The sequence below is a fragment of the Syntrophothermus lipocalidus DSM 12680 genome (assembly GCF_000092405.1).
Lineage (GTDB): Bacteria > Bacillota > Syntrophomonadia > Syntrophomonadales > Syntrophothermaceae > Syntrophothermus > Syntrophothermus lipocalidus.
In genome coordinates this window covers 1,135,672-1,154,683 of sequence record NC_014220.1, presented here as the reverse complement: position 1 = coordinate 1,154,683, position 19,012 = coordinate 1,135,672, and the positions used below count along the sequence as shown (strand labels likewise).

Annotated in this window: 17 protein-coding genes; 12 read left to right on the top strand and 5 right to left on the bottom strand. The window is 49.8% G+C overall.

Translation table 11 applies throughout. The features are described 5' to 3' along the window. The first annotated feature begins 148 nt into the window (after positions 1–148). From SLIP_RS05510 to SLIP_RS05490, 6 genes are all read left to right on the top strand, one after another. On the top strand, positions 149–1,318 hold the full coding sequence (locus SLIP_RS05510) for a trypsin-like peptidase domain-containing protein (protein ID WP_013175295.1): 1,170 nt from the start codon (positions 149–151) through the stop codon (positions 1,316–1,318). A gap of 97 nt (positions 1,319–1,415) precedes the next feature. Further along, complete coding sequence (locus SLIP_RS12900) at positions 1,416–1,643, top strand: DUF6485 family protein (RefSeq protein WP_242649125.1); 228 nt, start codon at positions 1,416–1,418, stop codon at positions 1,641–1,643. Positions 1,644–1,667: 24 nt separating this feature from the next. Further along, positions 1,668–2,750 (top strand): 6-phosphofructokinase, encoded by a 1,083-nt coding sequence (locus SLIP_RS05505; protein WP_013175293.1) that lies wholly within the window; start codon positions 1,668–1,670, stop codon positions 2,748–2,750. A 54-nt stretch (positions 2,751–2,804) separates the two neighbouring features. Further along, positions 2,805–3,638 carry a PH domain-containing protein gene (locus tag SLIP_RS05500; protein WP_013175292.1) on the top strand — a complete coding sequence of 278 codons (834 nt, stop codon included), beginning with the start codon at positions 2,805–2,807 and terminating at the stop codon, positions 3,636–3,638. 669 nt (positions 3,639–4,307) lie between these two features. Next, positions 4,308–5,366, top strand: a complete 1,059-nt coding sequence (gene ychF, locus SLIP_RS05495; protein WP_013175291.1) for a redox-regulated ATPase YchF — start codon at positions 4,308–4,310, stop codon at positions 5,364–5,366. A gap of 120 nt (positions 5,367–5,486) precedes the next feature. Next, positions 5,487–6,671, top strand: a complete 1,185-nt coding sequence (locus tag SLIP_RS05490; RefSeq protein WP_013175290.1) for a thiolase C-terminal domain-containing protein — start codon at positions 5,487–5,489, stop codon at positions 6,669–6,671. A 25-nt stretch (positions 6,672–6,696) separates the two neighbouring features. Here SLIP_RS05490 and SLIP_RS05485 read toward each other — a convergent pair whose 3' ends face one another. Continuing rightward, positions 6,697–7,884: a M24 family metallopeptidase gene (locus tag SLIP_RS05485; protein ID WP_013175289.1), complete on the bottom strand. Its 1,188-nt coding sequence runs from the start codon at positions 7,882–7,884 to the stop codon at positions 6,697–6,699. 216 nt (positions 7,885–8,100) lie between these two features. On the opposite strand from SLIP_RS05485, the gene SLIP_RS05480 reads away from it, so the two are divergent. Continuing rightward, positions 8,101–8,508, top strand: coding sequence for a Zn-ribbon domain-containing OB-fold protein (locus tag SLIP_RS05480; RefSeq protein ID WP_013175288.1), 408 nt, complete (start codon positions 8,101–8,103; stop codon positions 8,506–8,508). 7 nt (positions 8,509–8,515) lie between these two features. Here the strand turns inward: SLIP_RS05480 and SLIP_RS05475 are convergent, their stop codons facing one another. Further along, the gene (locus SLIP_RS05475; RefSeq protein WP_013175287.1) at positions 8,516–8,812 is read right to left on the bottom strand and encodes a DUF503 domain-containing protein; all 297 of its coding nucleotides are present in this window, start codon (positions 8,810–8,812) and stop codon (positions 8,516–8,518) included. 195 nt (positions 8,813–9,007) lie between these two features. Between SLIP_RS05475 and SLIP_RS05470 the strand changes: the two genes are divergently transcribed. The 3 genes from SLIP_RS05470 to SLIP_RS05460 all read left to right on the top strand — a co-directional run bounded on the left by SLIP_RS05470 (position 9,008) and on the right by SLIP_RS05460 (position 13,459). Further along, complete coding sequence (locus tag SLIP_RS05470) at positions 9,008–9,832, top strand: GGDEF domain-containing protein (RefSeq protein ID WP_013175286.1); 825 nt, start codon at positions 9,008–9,010, stop codon at positions 9,830–9,832. A 276-nt stretch (positions 9,833–10,108) separates the two neighbouring features. Further along, complete coding sequence (locus SLIP_RS05465) at positions 10,109–12,076, top strand: monovalent cation:proton antiporter family protein (RefSeq protein ID WP_013175285.1); 1,968 nt, start codon at positions 10,109–10,111, stop codon at positions 12,074–12,076. 504 nt (positions 12,077–12,580) lie between these two features. After that, on the top strand, positions 12,581–13,459 hold the full coding sequence (locus tag SLIP_RS05460; RefSeq protein WP_013175284.1) for an MBL fold metallo-hydrolase: 879 nt from the start codon (positions 12,581–12,583) through the stop codon (positions 13,457–13,459). A 149-nt stretch (positions 13,460–13,608) separates the two neighbouring features. Here the strand turns inward: SLIP_RS05460 and SLIP_RS05455 are convergent, their stop codons facing one another. Next, positions 13,609–15,366 (bottom strand): DUF362 domain-containing protein, encoded by a 1,758-nt coding sequence (locus tag SLIP_RS05455; protein ID WP_013175283.1) that lies wholly within the window; start codon positions 15,364–15,366, stop codon positions 13,609–13,611. Positions 15,367–15,402: 36 nt separating this feature from the next. Here SLIP_RS05455 and SLIP_RS13100 point away from each other — a divergent pair, with 36 nt between their 5' ends. Then, a complete protein-coding gene (locus SLIP_RS13100) occupies positions 15,403–15,714 on the top strand; it encodes an Hsp33 family molecular chaperone HslO (protein WP_423218577.1) in 312 nt (103 codons plus the stop codon). A gap of 127 nt (positions 15,715–15,841) precedes the next feature. Beyond that, positions 15,842–16,546 carry a DUF2225 domain-containing protein gene (locus SLIP_RS05450; protein ID WP_013175282.1) on the top strand — a complete coding sequence of 235 codons (705 nt, stop codon included), beginning with the start codon at positions 15,842–15,844 and terminating at the stop codon, positions 16,544–16,546. 45 nt (positions 16,547–16,591) lie between these two features. Here SLIP_RS05450 and SLIP_RS12560 read toward each other — a convergent pair whose 3' ends face one another. Both SLIP_RS12560 and SLIP_RS05445 read right to left on the bottom strand, forming a co-directional pair. Beyond that, positions 16,592–16,774 (bottom strand): hypothetical protein, encoded by a 183-nt coding sequence (locus tag SLIP_RS12560; RefSeq protein ID WP_013175281.1) that lies wholly within the window; start codon positions 16,772–16,774, stop codon positions 16,592–16,594. Next, positions 16,771–18,864 (bottom strand): transglycosylase domain-containing protein, encoded by a 2,094-nt coding sequence (locus SLIP_RS05445; protein WP_013175280.1) that lies wholly within the window; start codon positions 18,862–18,864, stop codon positions 16,771–16,773. Before SLIP_RS05445 ends, SLIP_RS12560 begins: the two co-directional genes overlap by 4 nt. Positions 18,865–19,012: the final 148 nt, after the last annotated feature.

Sequence of the window (19,012 nt, the reverse complement as noted above, 5' to 3'; positions counted from 1 at the left end):
ATTCTCGGGAAAGAGGGTTACAGTTTATAGGTAGCCGAGCAAAGAAAGGGGAGGCGGTGGCACCTCCTCAGTTTAACAAAAGTGTGGTAAAATTCATCAAGAATAAACCTGTTAGTTCTCTTGGTGCAAGGGAAGGAGGTTGTGTGCTTTGGCTAACGTAAAGAGCTCAGGTGTTCTTAGATTTTTGGTTGTCCTGGTTCTCGGAGTTTTTATAGGCGCATTGATAGGGGTAAATATGCCCGATCAACTGGCCGACTGGAAGGGTAATGGTAACCAGTCCAGACAACTGGCAGCCCAGGAATCGGGCGAAACAACCAAGTATGTGGTTATGGGTCCGAGCGGTATTGCTGACATGGTGGAAAAGGTTAGCCCAGCCGTTGTCAATATTGAGACGACTGTGCGCGTAGACAACGGTTATGTTGACCCGTTTTTTGACGACCCGTTTTTTAGAGAGTTTTTTGGCGACAGGTTCGGTATATCTCCCCGGTCTACTTATGAAACAGGTATTGGTAGCGGTTGTATTATTTCATCTGACGGGTACGTTTTGACCAACCAGCACGTGGTAAACAACGCGGTGAAAATCATGGTCACGGTTGCCGGTTTTGACCAGCCTATTCCGGCGACAATAGTTGGACAGGATTATGAGCTGGACCTTGCGGTTCTCAAACTTCAGAAAAAGGCCACCTATACTGCGTTGAAGATGGGAGATTCAGACCGGATCAGGGTGGGAGACTGGGTTATAGCCATAGGAAACCCTTATGGCTTGGATCATACCGTTACCGCCGGAGTCATCAGTGCCAAAGGGCGTCCGGTTACCATAGGCGATCGTCAATACCGGAACCTGATTCAAACTGATGCCGCCATTAATCCCGGTAACAGCGGCGGTCCTCTTTTGTCAGCGAGTGGAGAGCTTGTAGGTATTAATACGGCAGTTAACGCTTCGGCCCAAGGGATCGGCTTTGCTATCCCCATCAATACGGCGAAGCAGGTTCTGGATCAACTGATTAGTAAAGGGAAAGTCGAAAGGGCATACATGGGAATAGGGGTTAGCGAAATAACCGCAGATACTGCCAATAGCCTCGGGCTCAGTACCACCAAAGGAGTTTTGGTGGCCCAAGTCTATTCGGGGACCCCTGCCGAAAAGGCCGGTTTACACACCGGGGACGTTATAACGGCTATTGACGGAAAAACAGTGAATAACTATGACGGGCTGAAAACTATCCTTGATACCAAGAAAGCTGGACAAACAATAACGGTTAAGGTGATTCGCAACGGTAGTACAAAAGAACTACCGTTGACTTTGGCGGCCAAGCCTTAAGAAGAGCGGCCTTTCAGGCAAGCATCAAATACACGAGGGGAACTATATTATTACTTGGGTGGGTAAACCACCCTTTTATCTTTTATAATAAGTGTTGATGGATAGCGCGGAAAGAGGTGAAATCGTGAAGGAGTGTAACCAAGAAAAACTGGCACTTACCTGTACGTGCACTTATGAAGTCTGTCACCGCAAAGGCAAGTGTTGCGAATGCGTGGCCTATCATCGGCGTCGTAATGAAGTGCCTGGCTGCTTTTTCCCGCCAAGTGTTGAACGTACTTATGATCGCTCCTATCGCCGTTTCATTCAGGCTTGCCAGGAAAGGTAAGTAGAGGAAAAAGGAGTGAGAGGAATGCATCGTATCGGAGTCATTACAGGGGGTGGAGATTGTCCTGGACTCAATGCCGTGGTCAGGGCCGTAACCAAGTCTGCAATCAACCTTTACGGCTGGGAAGTCATTGGATTTGAAGACGGGTTTAAAGGCTTGGTCGAAAATCGCTACCGCATCTTAGACCTGCAGGCCGTCTCCGGGATCCTTCACCGCGGTGGCACTATCCTCGGAACGACGAACCGGGATAACCCGTTCAATTTCCTCATCGAGGAAAACGGCCAAAAAGAGTTTCGAGATATGTCGGCGGTAGTCCTGGAAAACCTTGACCGGCTCGGCATTGATGCTTTGGTAGTAATCGGCGGGGACGGAAGTCTCAATATAGCGTACCAGCTGCATCAAAAAGGGGTCAAAGTGGTCGGGGTCCCCAAAACCATTGATAACGACCTTTCAGCTACCGATCTCACCTTTGGTTTTCATACGGCCGTAGCCACAGCTATGGATGCGCTAGACCGCCTGCATACTACTGCGGAATCTCACCACCGGGTAATGGTTCTCGAAGTGATGGGGAGGTACGCGGGATGGATCGCTTTAGCTGCAGGGATAGCCGGGGGAGCCGATGTTATACTCATACCCGAAATACCATTCAAGCTGGAGAAGATCTGTGAAAAAATCGAAGAGCGCACGTTGACTGGCAAGAAATTCAGCATTATAGTGGTTGCTGAAGGAGCCAAGCCTGAAGGCGGGGAAATGGTTGTTCAAAAAATAGTTCCTGAGAGCCACGATCCCGTGAGGCTGGGTGGAATAGGTAATAAGGTAGGTGAGGAGATAGAAAGATTGACCGGGAAGGAAACACGGGTTACGGTTCTCGGTCACCTACAAAGAGGTGGCAGCCCTAACGCCTTTGATCGCATCTTATCCACTAGATATGGAGTAGCGGCAACAAAAGCTCTGAAAGCTGGCAATTATGGAAGCATGGTTAGCCTGCAAGGCTCGGCCGTAACCACCGTGCCTCTCGAAGACGCAATTGGCGAGTTGAAAAAGGTCCCGGTTGATCATGAAATGATTCAGGTTGCCCGGGCCGTGGGGATCAGCTTTGGGGATTAACCCAAGATTAAGGTATAAAGAGTAAAGTACTTATGTTTTAAGGAGGAGTCAGAGTTGAACTACAAGCCGAACAAGACTGTAGGAGTTCTAGTTGGGTTGTTGTTGGGGGTTCTCGGCTTCGGATCCGTCATCTGGGCTATTAACTTTTCCTTAGTGCAACCTGATGAACGCACTTTGAAGTTCCTACTCCTAGTGCCGATATACCTGTTTGCTCTTTTTTTCTTGTACATACTGTGGGGCCTACTTACTCTTACCTATACAGTTGGTGAGAGCGAATTCATTATCAAGTGGGCCACCCGCAGGATCAGGATCCCGTGGTCGGAAATAACCGATATTATTAGGGTAACTGGGACCAAAAACCTGGCCAACCTCAGCGGAATCAGCTGGCCAGGATACATGGTAGGCAACTACACCTTAAAGGGGTTGGGCGTGGTCAAGATGTATGCTACCAGAGTCAAGGGGAACGTGATTGTGCTCGCAACTCCCCATGGCAACTTCGCCGTCACTCCGGTTGACGAAGCGGGGTTCTTGCTTGAAGTATCTCGCCGTTCAGGGCAAGAGGCCAGGGAAATCAACTGCGACGGCTTGAGCGAAGAAGTACGAGGCAAGTTACTAACCGAAGATATAGTCTATATGAGCCTGTATGTCCTGAATCTGGTCATCCTTTTGGGTGTAATCCTTTACCAGGCTATGTTCTTCCCGGGGTCAGGAGCTTCGCGAACGGTGGTCCTGTTACCCGCTTTAGGAGCGGGGGTGCTGGTTTTCAACATCGGAAACGCAAGCCGGGCATATCAGTTCATTCCTGCGGCAGCTTATCTTATCTGGGGACTTAGCCTCTTAATAATGATGACGTTCCTGGTTCTGTCAGTAGTTACGATATCGTTCTAATAGACTCTAATATGGGAGATAAATACCACTATATGACAGTGTAGTTTACTATAGTTATATTATGTTAACTTGGTATCGTTTCTAATGTCTGCCCCGAAAATAGAGCCGAGGGGGAGTGTTAGCCGGGCGAGCGACGTATGACGAGCTCCGGCACTCAATCCAACGATTTAACGAAAGAAAGGTGCTCGCGACTCCCGTTGAGCGCCGGACAACCCACGGCGAAACCGAGGGCTGCGAAGCGGAGCAAGAAACAGGAGGTTTCGAGCAGCGAGGGACTGAGTTCCGGCACTCAGGATGAGTGTAGCTTGGAAGCCCTTTCCGTAAGCAGCGATTTCCCGGAGCATGCCATTCCCTGAGTGCCGGACGAATCCCGAGCGGTCCGCCTAGTGCCGCCCAAGAAACCTAGTAAACGTGAACTGAATAAGTCAAACCTTCCTTGGTTTCTTGGATAAGCGGCACGCTGTAATAGATTTCAGCCGGCAGCCTAGCCTGCGCAAGCAGGCGGCTGCCCGAGGTGAGCCGATGTGTTGCAGGCGAGGAGTCTTGGAGCGAGCTGGCTAACACTCCTCGCAAAATCACCGTTCTCAGCTGTTTTCATTCTCTTGCGGTGACACTCTTAGGTGTCGTGGGGTCTGTGGCTCTGTTTTCGGAATAGAAAGGGAGGTACGTATGCAGCTCGGGCTCGTCGGCTTGCCCCAATCGGGGAAGACGACTCTTTTTCAACTATTGACCGAAGCGCGAGGTAATGGAGCTTACGGTGCCAGGATTGAGAAAGCGGTGGTGCGGGTACCTGACAGGCGGGTCGACTTCTTGGCGCGATTGTACCAGCCTCGCAAGACGACTTACGCACAGCTGGAAGTCATCGACATCCCCGGCTTGGTTCCGGGCTCGGAAAAAGAAGCTAGTGTTTTCTTGCAGTCTGTAAGAGATACCGATGCACTGGTTCATGTGGTTCGCGCTTTTGCAGATGATAATGTTCCGCATCTTGAGGGCAGTATAGATCCGTTAAGGGATCTCGAGCTCATCGAATACGAGTTATTGCTGGCCGATCTGGATCTGGTAGAAAAAAGAATAGATCGCATCAAGCAAGGCAAGAAAAGAAACGAAGCTGAACTTAACTGGCTGCAACGCGTAAAGAAGATGCTGGAAGAAGAAACTCCTATATCGAACATCACCTTTTCCTCAGAAGAACAAGCCTGGCTTAGGACCTACCAGTTTCTAACGGCAAAGCCGATCCTGGTAGCTCTGAACCTCGATGAAGCAAGTTTTCAGGATGGGATATATCCCCACAAACAGGAGATACTGGACTATGTTGGCCGCCGAGGAATCCCCTTGGTATTGATCTCGGCAAAATTAGAGTCAGAGATTGCCGAGTTGGAAGGCGAGGAACGAGAACTGTTCATGCGCGATATGGGTATAAGTGAGCCGGGAATAGTCCGCTTAGCCCAAGCTGCTTACCGCTTGCTCGGCCTTATCTCGTTTTTCACAGTAGGGGAAGACGAGGTGAAAGCTTGGACCATAGTTCAGGGAACACCCGCTCGCAAGGCAGCAGGAAAGATACACTCCGACATAGAACGGGGTTTTATCAGGGCCGAGGTAGTAAAGTATGAAGATTTGGAGGCCTGTGGAACGATGGCCCGAGTAAGAGAAAAAGGTTTGTTCCGGCTTGAGGGTAAAGACTACCTGGTGCAAGATGGCGATATCATCCACTTCAGGTTCAACGTATGAATCTAGATTCATTAGAAGGATTCGGCAACATAAACTAGAAACATCTACCTGAAGCCAACAGCGTGGTGATGGCAAAACGATTGTTGCTCTTTCTGGCAATAGAGGAGAGGGGGAGTCGAGATGAAACTAAGAGGGGTAGCAGCCATTACCGGAGTGGGAGAGCTAAAGCCTTCTCGAGATGCTGAAGGCAAAACCACTCTCGGTCTCTTAGCTCAATCGGCCAGCCTGGCCTTGCGGGACGCGGGCCTCACCAAGAATGACATCGATGGGCTGATAGTTGGGCCCCCGACTGAAGACCCGGCTTTCATGTGGCCGCAGCAGGTAGCAGAATATTTACAATTATTCCCATCATTTTTGGATCTGATTGAAATGGGAGGGGCTAGCGCCACCGGTGCGATCCGGCGGGCAGCGATGGCTATTGCTACTGGTCAATGCCGGCATGTGCTTTGCCTGACCGGTGGAGTTTGGAATACCGGTATTTTCAATACACTCGAAGCCAGAAGAGCGGTAATGTCCACCATTGAGGCTGAGTTCGACTTGCCATACGGACCGATGGGATTTAATTCCGCCTACGCGCTTGCTGCCCAAAGACACATGTACCAGTACGGGACTAAGCCCGAACAACTGGCCAAAATCGCTGTGGACCAGCGCTTCAACGCTTGTGCGTGTCCGGAAGCGCTTTTTTACGGTCACCCTCTAACTGTAGAAGAAGTCCTGTCTTCTCCGGTTATCGTTTCACCTTTGCATTTATTTGAAATAGTCAGGCCGTGCAGCGGTGCCAGCGCAGTTGTGGTTTCTGCTGCGGAAGTCGCAAAGGATATGCCCCAACCGCCGGTATACATTTTAGGGACAGGGGAGTTCTGCACCCATAATTCTATAGCCCAAGTGCCGGACATTACCGTTACTCCCATCAAGTACTCGGCCGAAACCGCATACAGGGAAGCAGGAGTTAGTCCCAGCGATGTCGATTTCGTGTCGGTTTATGATTGCTACACTATAACCGTACTCCTGACTCTCGAAGATGCAGGGTTCTGCCCGAAAGGGGAAGGAGGACCTTTTGTAGAGACTACAGATCTTACTTACAAAGGAAAGCTGCCTTGTAACACACACGGAGGGCAGCTCTCTTGGGGCCAGCCTTCATATGCTGGCGGGATGTCTCACGTAACGGAGGCGGTAAGACAGATAAGGGGAACAGCTGGCCTAAGACAAGTAAAGCGGAATGAACTGTGCTTTGTCAACGGTAACGGCGGAGCCTTAAGCCAGCAATGCAGCCTCATCTTAGGGAAAAGCGCCCATAGGGTTTAAAATCTTCAGCGCATGACGGCAGGAATCACTTCAAATAGGTTATGACTTCGGGGGTAATGGTCAGCCGTTCCGGGCCGTTTTCGGTCATCAGGAAAGTGTTTTCCGTACCCACGGCTCCCTCAGCAAAAACGAATTTGGGCTCTAGCGCAAACGTCATTCCCGGCATAATCGGTGTTTTGATACCTTTTGCAAAAACGGGGTTTTCGTCTAGTTCTAGTCCTACTCCGTGACCGATGAACCTCACCTGGTCCCCGGGGCGTCCCATGAAGCTGTCCTTGTAGCCCATTTTTTCCGCCAACTCCAAGGCGAGAAGATACGGCTCTTCGCACGGAGTCCCTGGCTTTATCAGCTTCAGTATCTCTTCTTGTATCAGGACGGCATCTTCAAATGCTTTGACCATATAATCCGGCAGCTCCCCTATACAGAAAACCCGGGTCTGGTCTACGGTGTAGCCGTTTACCGTACAGGCGTAATCTATGATTATAGGCTCGTTACGCTTTATCGTCCGCCACCCGGCTCCATGGGGGAAAGCCGGAGTCGGTCCCGGTCCGCCCAAAGGTCCGTCCATATAACTAGGTGTACCGCCGCTCTCGCCAGCGCAGGTTACCCCAATGGATGGCCCTTGGTTAAAGGCCCGCATTACGTTATACCCGTGGTGACCATTCCTCCGTAGAACAGCTTCGAATTGACTAGCCAGCTCGAGTTCGGTCATCCCTTCGTGCAATAGCATGGGGATTTCTCGGAACGCGTTGTCTACCGTCCGACAGGCTTCACGTAGATACTCTATCTCATACGCGGATTTGATTGCCCGTATGTCTTTTACCATTGGGGTAACATCCACAAATTTGGTGTCAGGGAACAGCTTTTGGTAGAAAAAGAAGGTATTGACTGGCAAAACGTCCAATTCCAACCCGATTCGCCCAGACTGCGTGTAACCGAAGCGGCTTAGAACCTCGGGGACATCCCTTGGACTTTTTATCGGTACGATATGGGCTAAAGGAGATTCGCGGCGTCCACGTTCCACGCTCCTTCTGACCATGAAAACGGGTTCACCTTCTGATGGAACCCATAATACCGAGTTCTGTACGGTCCCGGTGAAGTAGAAAACATCGGCATTCAAAACCAACAAGGCTCCGTCCATTTCACTTTTCTTCATCTGGCGTTGAAACTTATTTATCCTGGACTCAATCTCCGTTTTGGGAACAAAATTCATCCTGTACTCCCCCCTATTATGCGATTAAAATAAAAGAAAGATATACACAGTATAGCGCTAATTCTAGCTATGTTTATGAAATTCCTGCTTGCTGTTGGCGACAAGCGGAGTTGTGGAATGTTTGTCGCTCGTAGATCCGGACGCTGCAGTTGAACTTAGATGGACCTCAACGTTACCAGTACTTTAGTCACAAATTGGGGAAGGGCAGGGGAAACAATGGAAGGAAGGTTTATACCGCAGCCAAGCCCGGTATCAAAACCGTACTGGGAAAAGGCATCTCAAGAGGAGTTGTGGATACAGAAGTGCGAAGACTGCTCAGCACACACGTTCTATCCCCGGGTTGCCTGCCCGCACTGCTGGGGAGAAAATCTAAAATGGGTCAAAGCGTCAGGAAAAGGGAAGATTTACACGTACACCGTGGTCCACCGCACCGATCTGGACGCTTTTGCCGATAAGGTTCCTTATATATACGCAATAGTTGAACTGGAAGAAGGCCCAAGAATGTCGGCGAACATAATAAACTGTCCGGTAGACGAAGTACATACCGGAATGCCGGTTCAAGTAGTTTTTGAAGAACTCGGCTCTGACATGAAGCTGCCCCAGTTCGAACCTCGTAGCAGTTAGGAACCGGTTATGGCTGAGGCCCCACGTAATCATACTCAAAATCGATAACATGAGCTTCCTCGTCGTGCAAATCGAGGGTTTCTTTCAGAGCCTGTACGAATCTTTCGGTTTCGGCATAACTCTTGGCGACTGCCGAAAAGCCTAGGGTGCTCGCTTGCCACAGGTTATGCCCTGCTACCTCGGCAATAGAAATGTTGAACCTCTTGCGTACCCGGTCGCTGATGCTTTTCACGACCTGGCGCTTCTCTTTGAGTGATTGGGAGTAGGGAAGATGAAGCTCAACCTTACCGTAAATGACGACCACGTTGTTAGACCCCTTCTTTGCCAATTTAAATTTATATGAAAAAACTTCCCGTGAGAAAGGATATATGACTCTTCGTATCGAATACCATTATTGACTAAATTGGCTAACTGCATCACAATCTTTCTGGCTAGAGGCTTCGCCCAACGAATGCTAGGGATGATTAGGGATAATAAAGAAAGCTGAGCGTGTTTATGCATGATGACTGGACTCATACATAATAGCTCTCTGTTCGAAATCTTTACCCGAACAAGCCTGTGTCTCCTCTACCTCTTTTTGATAATACTTTTTTTCCGTAACCGCCACAAGATGTCAGCGCGAGGAAAAGGCTGGTCGGTTCTTACTATCGGGCTTTTTACGGACTGGATCGGAGAGGTTCTCGACCTGGTGTCCGTGGTCAGCGGAAGCAAAAATGCGTTTATCAATACGGCTAAATACGTCTTTTTTGATGCCGGTGCGTTTCTGATAGTTCTGGGAGGCATTTTTTGGGTAAGAAAGCTGGCAAGGACTATCGACAAACTGGCTTTCGAGAATGTAGTAGACCCATTAACCCGGGCTTACAATCGCCGTTTTTTGGCCCAACACTTCGAGCAGTTATTGCCAAACAGGCCAGGTAGCAATCCCTCTGGGCAGAATTCCGCCATAGCCATAATAGACGTGGATAATTTCAAAAGTGTAAATGACCGTTACGGTCACGTATACGGAGACTCGGTGTTGAAAAAACTGGTGTTAGCGCTCAAGGCTAACCTGCGCCGTGATGATTATGTCATCAGGTATGGCGGGGACGAGTTTGTCCTGATTTGCTATAATGTGGGGCCCGACGAACGGCAGATAATTTTAGACCGGGTTAATAAAGCCCTATCTTCAGTAGCGCTTCCCCGCGGTGAAAGATTGACCGCCAGCGTAGGGCTTGCTTTTTCGCCCCAGGATGGAACTCGTTTTGAAGATTTGGTCGCGACAGCCGACGAAAGGATGTATTCCCTCAAGAACTACGACAGGAAAAATACTGCACAGCAGGTTTAGCAGGACGCAATTTGCTTTGCGTCAAACCAACCAGGTCGGTCGCTTTCCCACGACGTTGACAATAAATGAAGGAATTACAGGCTATAGGCCCAGGGCGCTAGAAACCTAATATCCCGCGGCTTTCTTTACGATTCTCTTACTTCCGATAATGAACATTATGTTAACTTGCGAATTTCCGCGGGACCGCTGCTTGACAGTTCCCTCTCCGCTACGTTAGGTTTTGGTTAATGTCTGCCGTTTAAGGTTGTCCAAGTTGTTCACGTGGAGGATTATTTGATGGATTATTCCTTAATTGTGGATTCTCTGGTTGTCTTTACTGCAGCTTTGCTAGGTGGTCTCGCTGCTGACCGGGCCAAACAATCGGCGGTCATAGGTTACATAGTCGCAGGCATAATTATTGGTCCCTTTGTCTTGGGCCTTGTAACGGACACCCACGTTATCGAAGCTTTCGCCGAGATCGGGGTCATTCTCTTGATGTTTACCCTGGGAATAGAGTTTTCCTTTGCCCGTTTGGAAAACGTCAGGCCGGTCGCGCTTTGGGGTGGAATATGCCAAATAATGGCACTGGTCGTTCTTGGAAGTATTGCCGGGTATGTTTTGGGCTTCTCGCTTCCCCAGGCTCTTCTTTTAGGCTGCTCGGTCGCCATCAGCAGTACCATGCTTGTTATGAAGGTTCTGGAATCTCAGGGGGAATTGAATTCTCTCCACGGAAACATCATGTTAGGTATCCTTATCATACAAGACCTGGCAGTTGTTGTAATGGTCACCTTGCTTCCCTGGTTCAGCCGCCTTTCCCTGTCTTCCCTACCCTCGTTAGGGCTTACTCTCTTAAAGTCGATTCTTTTTGTCGTAGCCGTAGTTTACGTAGCTCAGAAGATTTTTCCGCTCGTAATGAAGCGCGCGGCTTTGACCAATGATAGGGACACCTTTCTTTTGGTTGCCCTGACTTTCGGCATAGGCGTTGCCGTTTTAGGTTATTTCTTCGGCTTGTCACTGTCTCTGGGGGCCTTTTTGGCAGGCTTAGTTATTAGCGAATCCGAATTTACCCATGAAATAATAGGCAAAGTGAGTTCCCTGCGTAATGCCTTTGTAATCCTGTTCTTCGTTTCCGTGGGGATGCTGGTGAATCCTATTTGCATGGTGAATAACTGGCCGTCCCTGATTATGCTGCTTCTACTTATCGTTCCACTCAAGTTTTTGGTCTTCTTCGTAATAATAAGGCTTTTCAAATACCACAGCCGGGTAGCGTTTTACGTCGCAACCGGGATGATACAGACCGGAGAGTTCTCCTTTGTCTTGGCTAAGCTCGGCTTGGACTATAAAATAATACCTGACAGCCTGTATAACCTTATTCTGGCATCTTCGATCATAACCATGCTCTTCACGCCGTACCTTATCGAACAGGCGCCTAGGTGGTACAACTGGCTGCGCACGAAGCGCTGTTTTGCTGGGCTGTTTCCCGAGCCGGACATTGGCGATAGCGCCATCGACCCTACCCAACTGCAAGGTCATATTATCCTGTGCGGATACGGAAGGGTTGGGAAGAGTATAGGTAACGCACTGGAAAAACTCCAACTACCCTTGGTCTGCGTCGACTTCAACTATTTAGCAATTCAAGAATTAACCGCTAAGGGCATTCCCTGTCTTTACGGAGATGCGAGCAGCGAATCGGTTTTAGTGCATACACGTCCCGATACGGCTCTGTTAGCTATAGCTGCCCTGCCCGACCTGGCGAGTAACGTTCAGGTGGTTCATAACCTTTTAAAGATCAATCCGTCGCTAACCGTCTTCGCCCGGGCCCACAGCCGTTATGAAGCCGAGGTATTGCGGGAAGCAGGAGCTCTTGAGGTGGTAGAACCGGAAGTCGAAGCTGGTATGGAGACAGCTCGGCTAGTTATTCTTCACCTGGATGTGCCACGAGAAAAGGTCGAGCAATACCTCCATTCCCTTTATTCAAGACGTGTAACGATCACCGTCCAGAAGCGCGTCTACGATTCCATAAGGGAGAGTAGACTTAAGCTGCGAGAATACCTCATCGATGAAAAATCGCCCCTGGCGGGTAAACAGCTCCTAGACTCTTCGATACGCGAGTCAACAGGCTGTACGGTTGTAACGATTAAGAAAGCAAACGGTGAGCTTCTCCTCAATCCTTCTGGTAAGGAAAGTATCGATGCCGGCGACCATCTGGTCGTTCTAGGAACCTCCGGCCAGCTAGCACTTTTCAGCAAATTCTTTATCGTATGAGGTGGTCAAATGGGAAACCCTTTGTTCATCAATCTAATCAGGACAGTTTTGGAACACCGCATCCGTTGCCCTTTTTGCCGGAAGTATTTCTGGGTTAAGACAAAAAAGGATCGAGCAACCTGCCCGTCGTGTTTCAAGACGTTTCATCCCATTAACCGCTAAAAGCCTGGCTATAAGCTTGCTTCTGCCGTTAACCTTGAGGGGTATTGCCTTTGATGATACAATGGCTGTTCTTAGCGTTTCCCAGGCACCTTTCGTAAGCACGTGTTGTTATTAGTAGCACTATGTTTATAGGAACCTGCCCTGCCCTTTTACAGGTTACGGACGGCCAAATTTTAGGAAAGAAGCAGGAAATGTTTTTGAAGGGAAAGAATAAGGAACAGCACAGAACGGTTTTCGCTCTGGTCTTATTATTTATCGCAACCGTGTTTCGATAGTTGCAGGTTCGGATTCACTCCGGGCAAGTTTGCCAACTCTAATTTTGAGGACAAGGAGGCGGTGGGCATGCAGTTGACTGGGAACGTAAAGGTTCTTGGAAACGGGTATTTTAATTTTTTCATCGTGGGCAGGAAGACCGCAGCATTGGTTGAATGTGGAACCAGGGCTGGAGCCGCGGTTTTTCGCGACCAGTGGACACAGCTTGAGGAGAAACCCGAAATCAAGTACATCGTTGCCCTGCATTCTCATTTCGATCACATCGGAGGCTATCCGGTGCTGAAGCAGATGTTTCCCGAGGCTAAGTTGGTGGCCAGCGCGCCGGCGAAGAACATTTTAGCCAAAGAAAAAGCTAACAAAGTTTCGTTCGCCATAGATGAAGGGACTTCGGAATTGTACGTAAAACATGGCCTCCTCAATACTATGCCCGATGTGCCTGCCCCTGCTACCATACCGGTCGATATGGTGGCAGGCGAAGGTGACCAACTGGAGATAGAGCCGGGAGTTGCTCTGCGCTTTTTCGACGCTCCCGGGCACACTGTGTGCTCGATTGCGGCTTATGTGGAGCCGGATCAGGTAATGCTCATCTCAGACGCCGGGGGGTACCGGGTGAGCAAAGACTTCGTTACCCCGGTGTTTTTCCAGGAATACGACGCCTATATCAAAACCTTGGAAAAGCTTATGGCCTACTCCACCCGCGCGGTCGGCGTTGCCCATGGCGAGATCCCGGTCGGAGACGAGGCAGAACAGTTCTATCGCCAAGCGATTAAAGCAGCACAAGACGGCTTTGCCTTCATCGAAAAAAGGCTGAAAGAAGGAGCTACGGAAGACGAACTGGCAAACGAGCTCTTCGACAAATACATCGTGGGCGGCATGGCCCTCTACCCTGCCGAAACGATGCGACAGATGATGTACGTGCTGATCAAAAATGTGAAAGCCAAACTGTAGAGAACAGCTGAATACTACCCGACGCGATAATTAGGGCTGATAAATACTTCGTCTCTGGGTCTGGTAGTGCATAAGAAAGGCCCAGTTCCCCTTGGTTTTGTTTGCTTTATGCACTGGGGAAACCGGGCCTTTTACCCTGCGTTTGGGTTTCAAACTTCAAGTGAGGCCAGTATTTGTTGCAGCATCTCCCCTAATACCGCTTCCTCACTTTTGTCCGCGTACTTAGCTTTCTCTACATCCGGGAACATGCGGTAGACGCCGTCGATGATTACCTCGGTGTGGGGAGGACACCCGGGAAGGTGTATGCCCACATCGGCACGATGTTGCTGGCACATGCCCATAAAGATGTTGGCTTCTTCCGGGTTGATATTAGCCCTGGTATCCGGTCCCAGGAACAGGTTTACTTTCCTATCAAAGGGACGGTCGATTAGCAGGCGGCTGGGGTCCTTCGGATCTGGGCGGCGAAGCTTGCTCAAAACAAAATGGAGGTAAGCCCTGCAGCCCCGGCAGGCGTCACCGTCGTGGACATGGAAACTTTCTCCCCCGGAAATATCTAGTTCCGGTTCCCTGAACTTGCTGGTAACTTCGTCTAAAGGAGGTCCGATGATATCTATTAGGTCCAGCTCAACCGGGCCTAAACCCTGCAGGTATCCGAGCAAAACCGGCGGCGATGAGAGCGGGTCCAGCCCCATTACCCTTGTGGCGATTGAGTCTACCGCTATCGGATTAGTTCCCGCTATCAGCAAGTCCATCTTCTTCGGCGTTCCGGATATAGGCCCGAAGTCTTCCTGTCCATAAAGGCCATCGATAATGATGAGGTTAGGCTTGACCAAATGGTGGATATTGACTAGATTCTGCCACAAACCAAAGAAATGAGTCATATATTTTTCGAGCGGTGGCATGGTCCCTTGTAAGTTCTTAACTGCCAAAGATACCCCGGCTGCGAAGTGTATCTTCATTACAGGCAGGCTGATAATGACGTCCGCTTCCTCTAAGGTCACCGGTATCTTTCTTGCCAGCATCCGCTTGCCTCCGGGAACCGGTTTTTCTACGGTTTCATCGGCATTCAAATCAACCAGGCTGATCTTATCGGGAGCAGTTTTTACGATTTCAGGGTATCCGTAATGCTCAAACAGCTTGGTCGTAGCACTGCGGTTAATGGAAGCGCCTTCGGCGATAATCACCTTTCCCGCTAGCGGTAAAAGCAATTCCACGAGTGCCTTCACAAGCCTTATGTCGGTAACGATGCCCCCTTTGGGTATGCCGTCTTTTAGCCCGTGTTCGCTTACGATATTAGGTTTCAAGACCACAGTTTTCCCCGGCTTAACGAACCTTTTAATCCCTCCTAGCTTATCGAGCAACCCGACTAAAGCAGCTTTGATTTCGCCAGGTTCCTGGGACTCCGGCACCTTTTCGAGCGCCACCCGTTCCCGCGTCGAATACTCCTTTACAGGTTTATATTCTTTCAGCCGCCTGAAGTACGCTTGGGTCGACAGCTCCATCTTGGTTATAGAGAAGCCTTCTTGTAAAAAATGACGCACCGGGCGGAACCCGTATTCTATCATAGCGCTTTGCTTTGCTTTATCCTCCTGCCATGTTTCTGCTGCTACCAAGCTTTCCTGTTTTACAAGTTCATCGAGTAATTGCCATGCGGTTTCCGGCTGAACCAAATCTGGCTTTACAAGTAACTCTTCTACGGTGCTCTTTCCCGGGTCATAAACAACCCACCCGATGGTCTCGCCGTTTTGTTCGGCCGAATAAACAACAATACTCTCTTTTTCCCTCCACCTTTCTTGCCTGAACTTAACGTAGTCGAGCCCCTTAGGCAAAGGCCGGTAGTAGTTCTGCATTTCTTCGACTAAGCCGTCGGTCATTATCCCTTCCCTAAGCACTATCTCTCTTTTCATAATTGAATATCCTCCCTCCCCTGCTGCTCTACTCCGGTGTTTCTGCGCCCGTTTGTCTGTCTTATTAACACTCATTCGACGCTCTGGACTTTTCTCCTGCTATGCCCTGCCCTGGCTCAATTGCTCTGCTTGGGACCGATCACCATTTTAGAGCAACGTCCCCTGGCTTTTGCCTGCAAATGCAGCATAGAGAAGGTGAGGTCCGTGATCGCTGGTCTCAGTGCCGAAGACATCAGTGCTGCCCTACAAAGCCGAGGACACCTCGAAATAATCTTCAATCTCTGCAATGAAGTGTACCGTTTTGATGCTGAACAAGTAGCTGCCATCCGAAGCGACTTTTGCCCTTAACTCAGTCCTGCCGGCTCAGGTCAAATAATTTTCTGTCTTTGCAGGAAAATAGTCTCTAATGCAGAATTAAGACGTGTATCATTCAACCCGTTCGGGTCGCAAGTTTTTGTCCAATGGAGGTTCAGCGGTGTCCCAACAGGAACAGATTAAAACCGAAGATTTCTATTTATATGACAAAAAGGTGGTTTGTCCCTTATGCAAAAGCACGATCAATGTTAAAGCCGTTAGAAACAGCCGTTTACGGTTAGTCAAGCGGGATACCGATTCCATGGCGGTCTACCAGGATATAAACCCTTTATTCTACGACGTTTGGCTCTGCAACCATTGCGGTTATGCGAGGCTGCAAAACCAGTTTCCCAATCCCGTTCTGCCGGCGGAGGCAAATTTGATTCGGCAGAATATCAGTTCTAAGTGGCAACCACGTGATTACCCCCCGACTTACAGCCCGCAGGTAGCAATTGAAAGATACAAGCTTGCCCTTTACGGCGCTATGGTCAGAGAGGCTAAAAGCAGCGAGTTGGGTATGCTCTATTTAAAGCTGGCTTGGATTTACAGGAGCTTGAGTGACCAGGCCAACGAAATCACCTGCATGCAACAGGCTTGCCGCTACCTGGAAAAAGCGTTTCAGGATGAAGAGCCTCCGGTATTAGGGATGGACTCCGCCACCCATATGTACTTGATCGGGGAACTTCACCGGCGACTGGGCAACTTTGACAAGGCTTTACGGTGGTTCGGAGAAGTACTGCTGTCCCCTAAGGCCAGCAAAGCTCTAAAGGATAAAACCAGGGATCAAAAAGACCTGGTAATTGAGGCGACAAAAAGCACGTCCTAGCTTGCTTGTAGCGGTATCCCACCAAAAAGGGTACAACAGTCACCTTCACCTCTGCCGCTTAGCCTTCCAGATTCCACCCACTGTTATTAGAACCAAGCCAGCCAAGACCAGAGGTAGCATAGCCTTTCGCGATAAGAATCCCGAGTAATAGGCTAAGGCAATAATGAAATATAAGTTGGCCCCCAGCAGCAAAAGAATAACTGGCAAGCGAGGATTCGTCTGTATCACCTCCCGGCTCCCGTGTCCCCGGTCCCTGTGGCGGAAGGTTCACTGCTTGTCGATCCTGCAGACGGGACTTGGGCCGATCCTGTCCCCTGCCCTGCAGCTGGTGGGGTGAGCCCATTCTCCCCAGGGGGCGGAGCTAGTTGTTCGGGTGCAGGTTCGACCGGTACCGGCTGTTCCTGTGGGTTCGTTTCCTGCGATGTATCGTTTGGTGTTGCTTGCGGCTCAGGATTACCTCCATTATTGGGGGTTGTCTCCGGTGCTTGCTCGACCGGGCTTGCTTCGGGTTCTACCCATTCTGCCGACCTGTGGGCAAGCAGTCCCGCATCCACTAACGCATTCATGTAATCGCGCCAAATGGGTCCGCAACGGGTTCCCCCGTAAGTGGCTGCGCCCTTAATGGCGTCGTTGTTGCTGTTGCCTAGCCATACAGCTGTGGAAAGTTCCGGCGTATACCCGACAAACCATAAGTCACGGCTCTGGCTGGTAGTTCCCGTTTTTCCGGCAGCCTGCACTTTGGCCCGGGCCGACTTACCAGTTCCGTAGTTGACCACATCGCGAAGTATTGAAGTCATCTCACGGGCCACGCTTTCTTTTACGACTGTCCTGGTCTTGATCGGGTGATCATAGAGGATATTTCCGTTAGCATCTTCTATTCGCTCAATGGTATAAGGCTCAGCCCATTGCCCGTTCGCAGCAAAAACCGCATAGGCCGCAGCCATCTCCATAGGCGATATTCCCTTTTCCATTCCACCCAAGGCCAGAGCCAGGTGACGGTCACCGGGAGTTAAAGTGGTAATGCCGAACCGTTCCAGGTATTTAAAGGCCTTTTCTAGCCCCAAGGTGTTAAGGACTTCTACTGATGCTACATTGTATGAATTTACCAAAGCCTGCCGTACACTGGCCTTGTCTGGATTCCCCGTAGAATTACTCGGCCGGTAGCCGTTGAAATCACGAGGGCGGTTGTTAAGAACCGTATTACTTTTTATAACGCCGCTGTCCATCGCTGCAGCATAGATCAGGGGTTTGATGGCAGAACCGGGCTGTCTTGCAACTACGGCCATATTAATCTGATTACGGCTAAAATCAGCACCTCCTACCATAGCTTTTACCGCGCCGTTGCCTGGCTCAATCGAAACCAAAGCTACATCCCGGGCTGTGATGCCCTCTGCCTCCAGCTTTTTCATGTGGTACGCAACTGTCTGTTCAGCCCGCTCTTGCATCTGAGAGTCGACTGTAGTATAAACCTTGAGCCCGCCTCTGTAAACCGCATCTTCTCCGTATTCCTGTTTTAGACGGTTCAGGATATACACAGTAAAATACGGGTGTACCAGTTCCCTCTTCTTGTATGGCCGGATATCGAGTTCTTCGGAAAGAGCTTTCTCCGCGTCTCCGGTCGTGATGATCCCGCGTTCGGACAGCACATTGAGCACTGTGGCCTGACGTATTTTCAAAGCCCGAGCATCATGGTCGGGAGAGTAATACTCGGGGGCACTGATCATGGCCACCAGATAAGATATCTCAGCCAGGGAAAGGTCAGAAACATCTTTGCCAAAATACTCCTGAGCCGCAACTCCCATGCCACATACTCCCCGCCCCATGTAAATCTCGTTCAGATACATATTCAGTATAGCGTCCTTCGAATACTTTCTTTCCAGGGCAGTCGCGATTATGATTTCTTGGGACTTGCGCATTATGCTTTTCTTGTTAGTCAAAAACAAAGTACGGGCCAGCTGCTGAGTAATGGTACTGCCTCCCTGGGCTTTTTCACCAAGCCTCAGGTCTACCCACAAAGCCCTGAGCATACCCCGCGGGTCTATGCTACCGTGCTCGTAGAAGCGCCGATCCTCAACTTCGACCACTGCCTGTTTCAGTAGGCGGGGGAAATCGTCTTTATATATCCTCTTGTAACCGAACTGAGCCAGCACCTGACCGTCGGTGGTATAGATGGTGGTCTGAGCCGGAGCCCGATATGACCAGTCTTCCAAACTAACATCGTAAAGCTGGGCCAAAGCCAGCGGTAAGGCAGCCCCAAGGGCGAAGAAAATAGAGAAAATAATCAGTACTGCAAAAACGGTTCTCAATAACCTGTTCACCTCATATCACCTCTGAATATTTTAACACAATCGTCTTTCTTGCCTTATTTGGAATCGCGTGTTTTAAGAAAGTTTTAAAATGCCGGCATTTCCCGCATTGCCTGATTTTGAGTAAGTAGTACAATTTAGATCAGGAGTGAAAGTCCTG

What these genes read in the sequence shown, in the direction of transcription:
- SLIP_RS12900 (WP_242649125.1), top strand. Translation starts at nt 1,416, where the DNA reads ATGGATAGCGCGGAAAGAGGTGAAATCGTGAAGGAGTGTAACCAAGAA.
- SLIP_RS05505 (WP_013175293.1), top strand. Translation starts at nt 1,668, where the DNA reads ATGCATCGTATCGGAGTCATTACAGGGGGTGGAGATTGTCCTGGACTC.
- ychF (WP_013175291.1), top strand. Translation starts at nt 4,308, where the DNA reads ATGCAGCTCGGGCTCGTCGGCTTGCCCCAATCGGGGAAGACGACTCTT.
- SLIP_RS05490 (WP_013175290.1), top strand. Translation starts at nt 5,487, where the DNA reads ATGAAACTAAGAGGGGTAGCAGCCATTACCGGAGTGGGAGAGCTAAAG.
- SLIP_RS05485 (WP_013175289.1), bottom strand. Translation starts at nt 7,884, where the DNA reads ATGAATTTTGTTCCCAAAACGGAGATTGAGTCCAGGATAAATAAGTTT.
- SLIP_RS05480 (WP_013175288.1), top strand. Translation starts at nt 8,101, where the DNA reads ATGGAAGGAAGGTTTATACCGCAGCCAAGCCCGGTATCAAAACCGTAC.
- SLIP_RS05470 (WP_013175286.1), top strand. Translation starts at nt 9,008, where the DNA reads ATGATGACTGGACTCATACATAATAGCTCTCTGTTCGAAATCTTTACC.
- SLIP_RS05465 (WP_013175285.1), top strand. Translation starts at nt 10,109, where the DNA reads ATGGATTATTCCTTAATTGTGGATTCTCTGGTTGTCTTTACTGCAGCT.
- SLIP_RS05460 (WP_013175284.1), top strand. Translation starts at nt 12,581, where the DNA reads ATGCAGTTGACTGGGAACGTAAAGGTTCTTGGAAACGGGTATTTTAAT.
- SLIP_RS05455 (WP_013175283.1), bottom strand. Translation starts at nt 15,366, where the DNA reads ATGAAAAGAGAGATAGTGCTTAGGGAAGGGATAATGACCGACGGCTTA.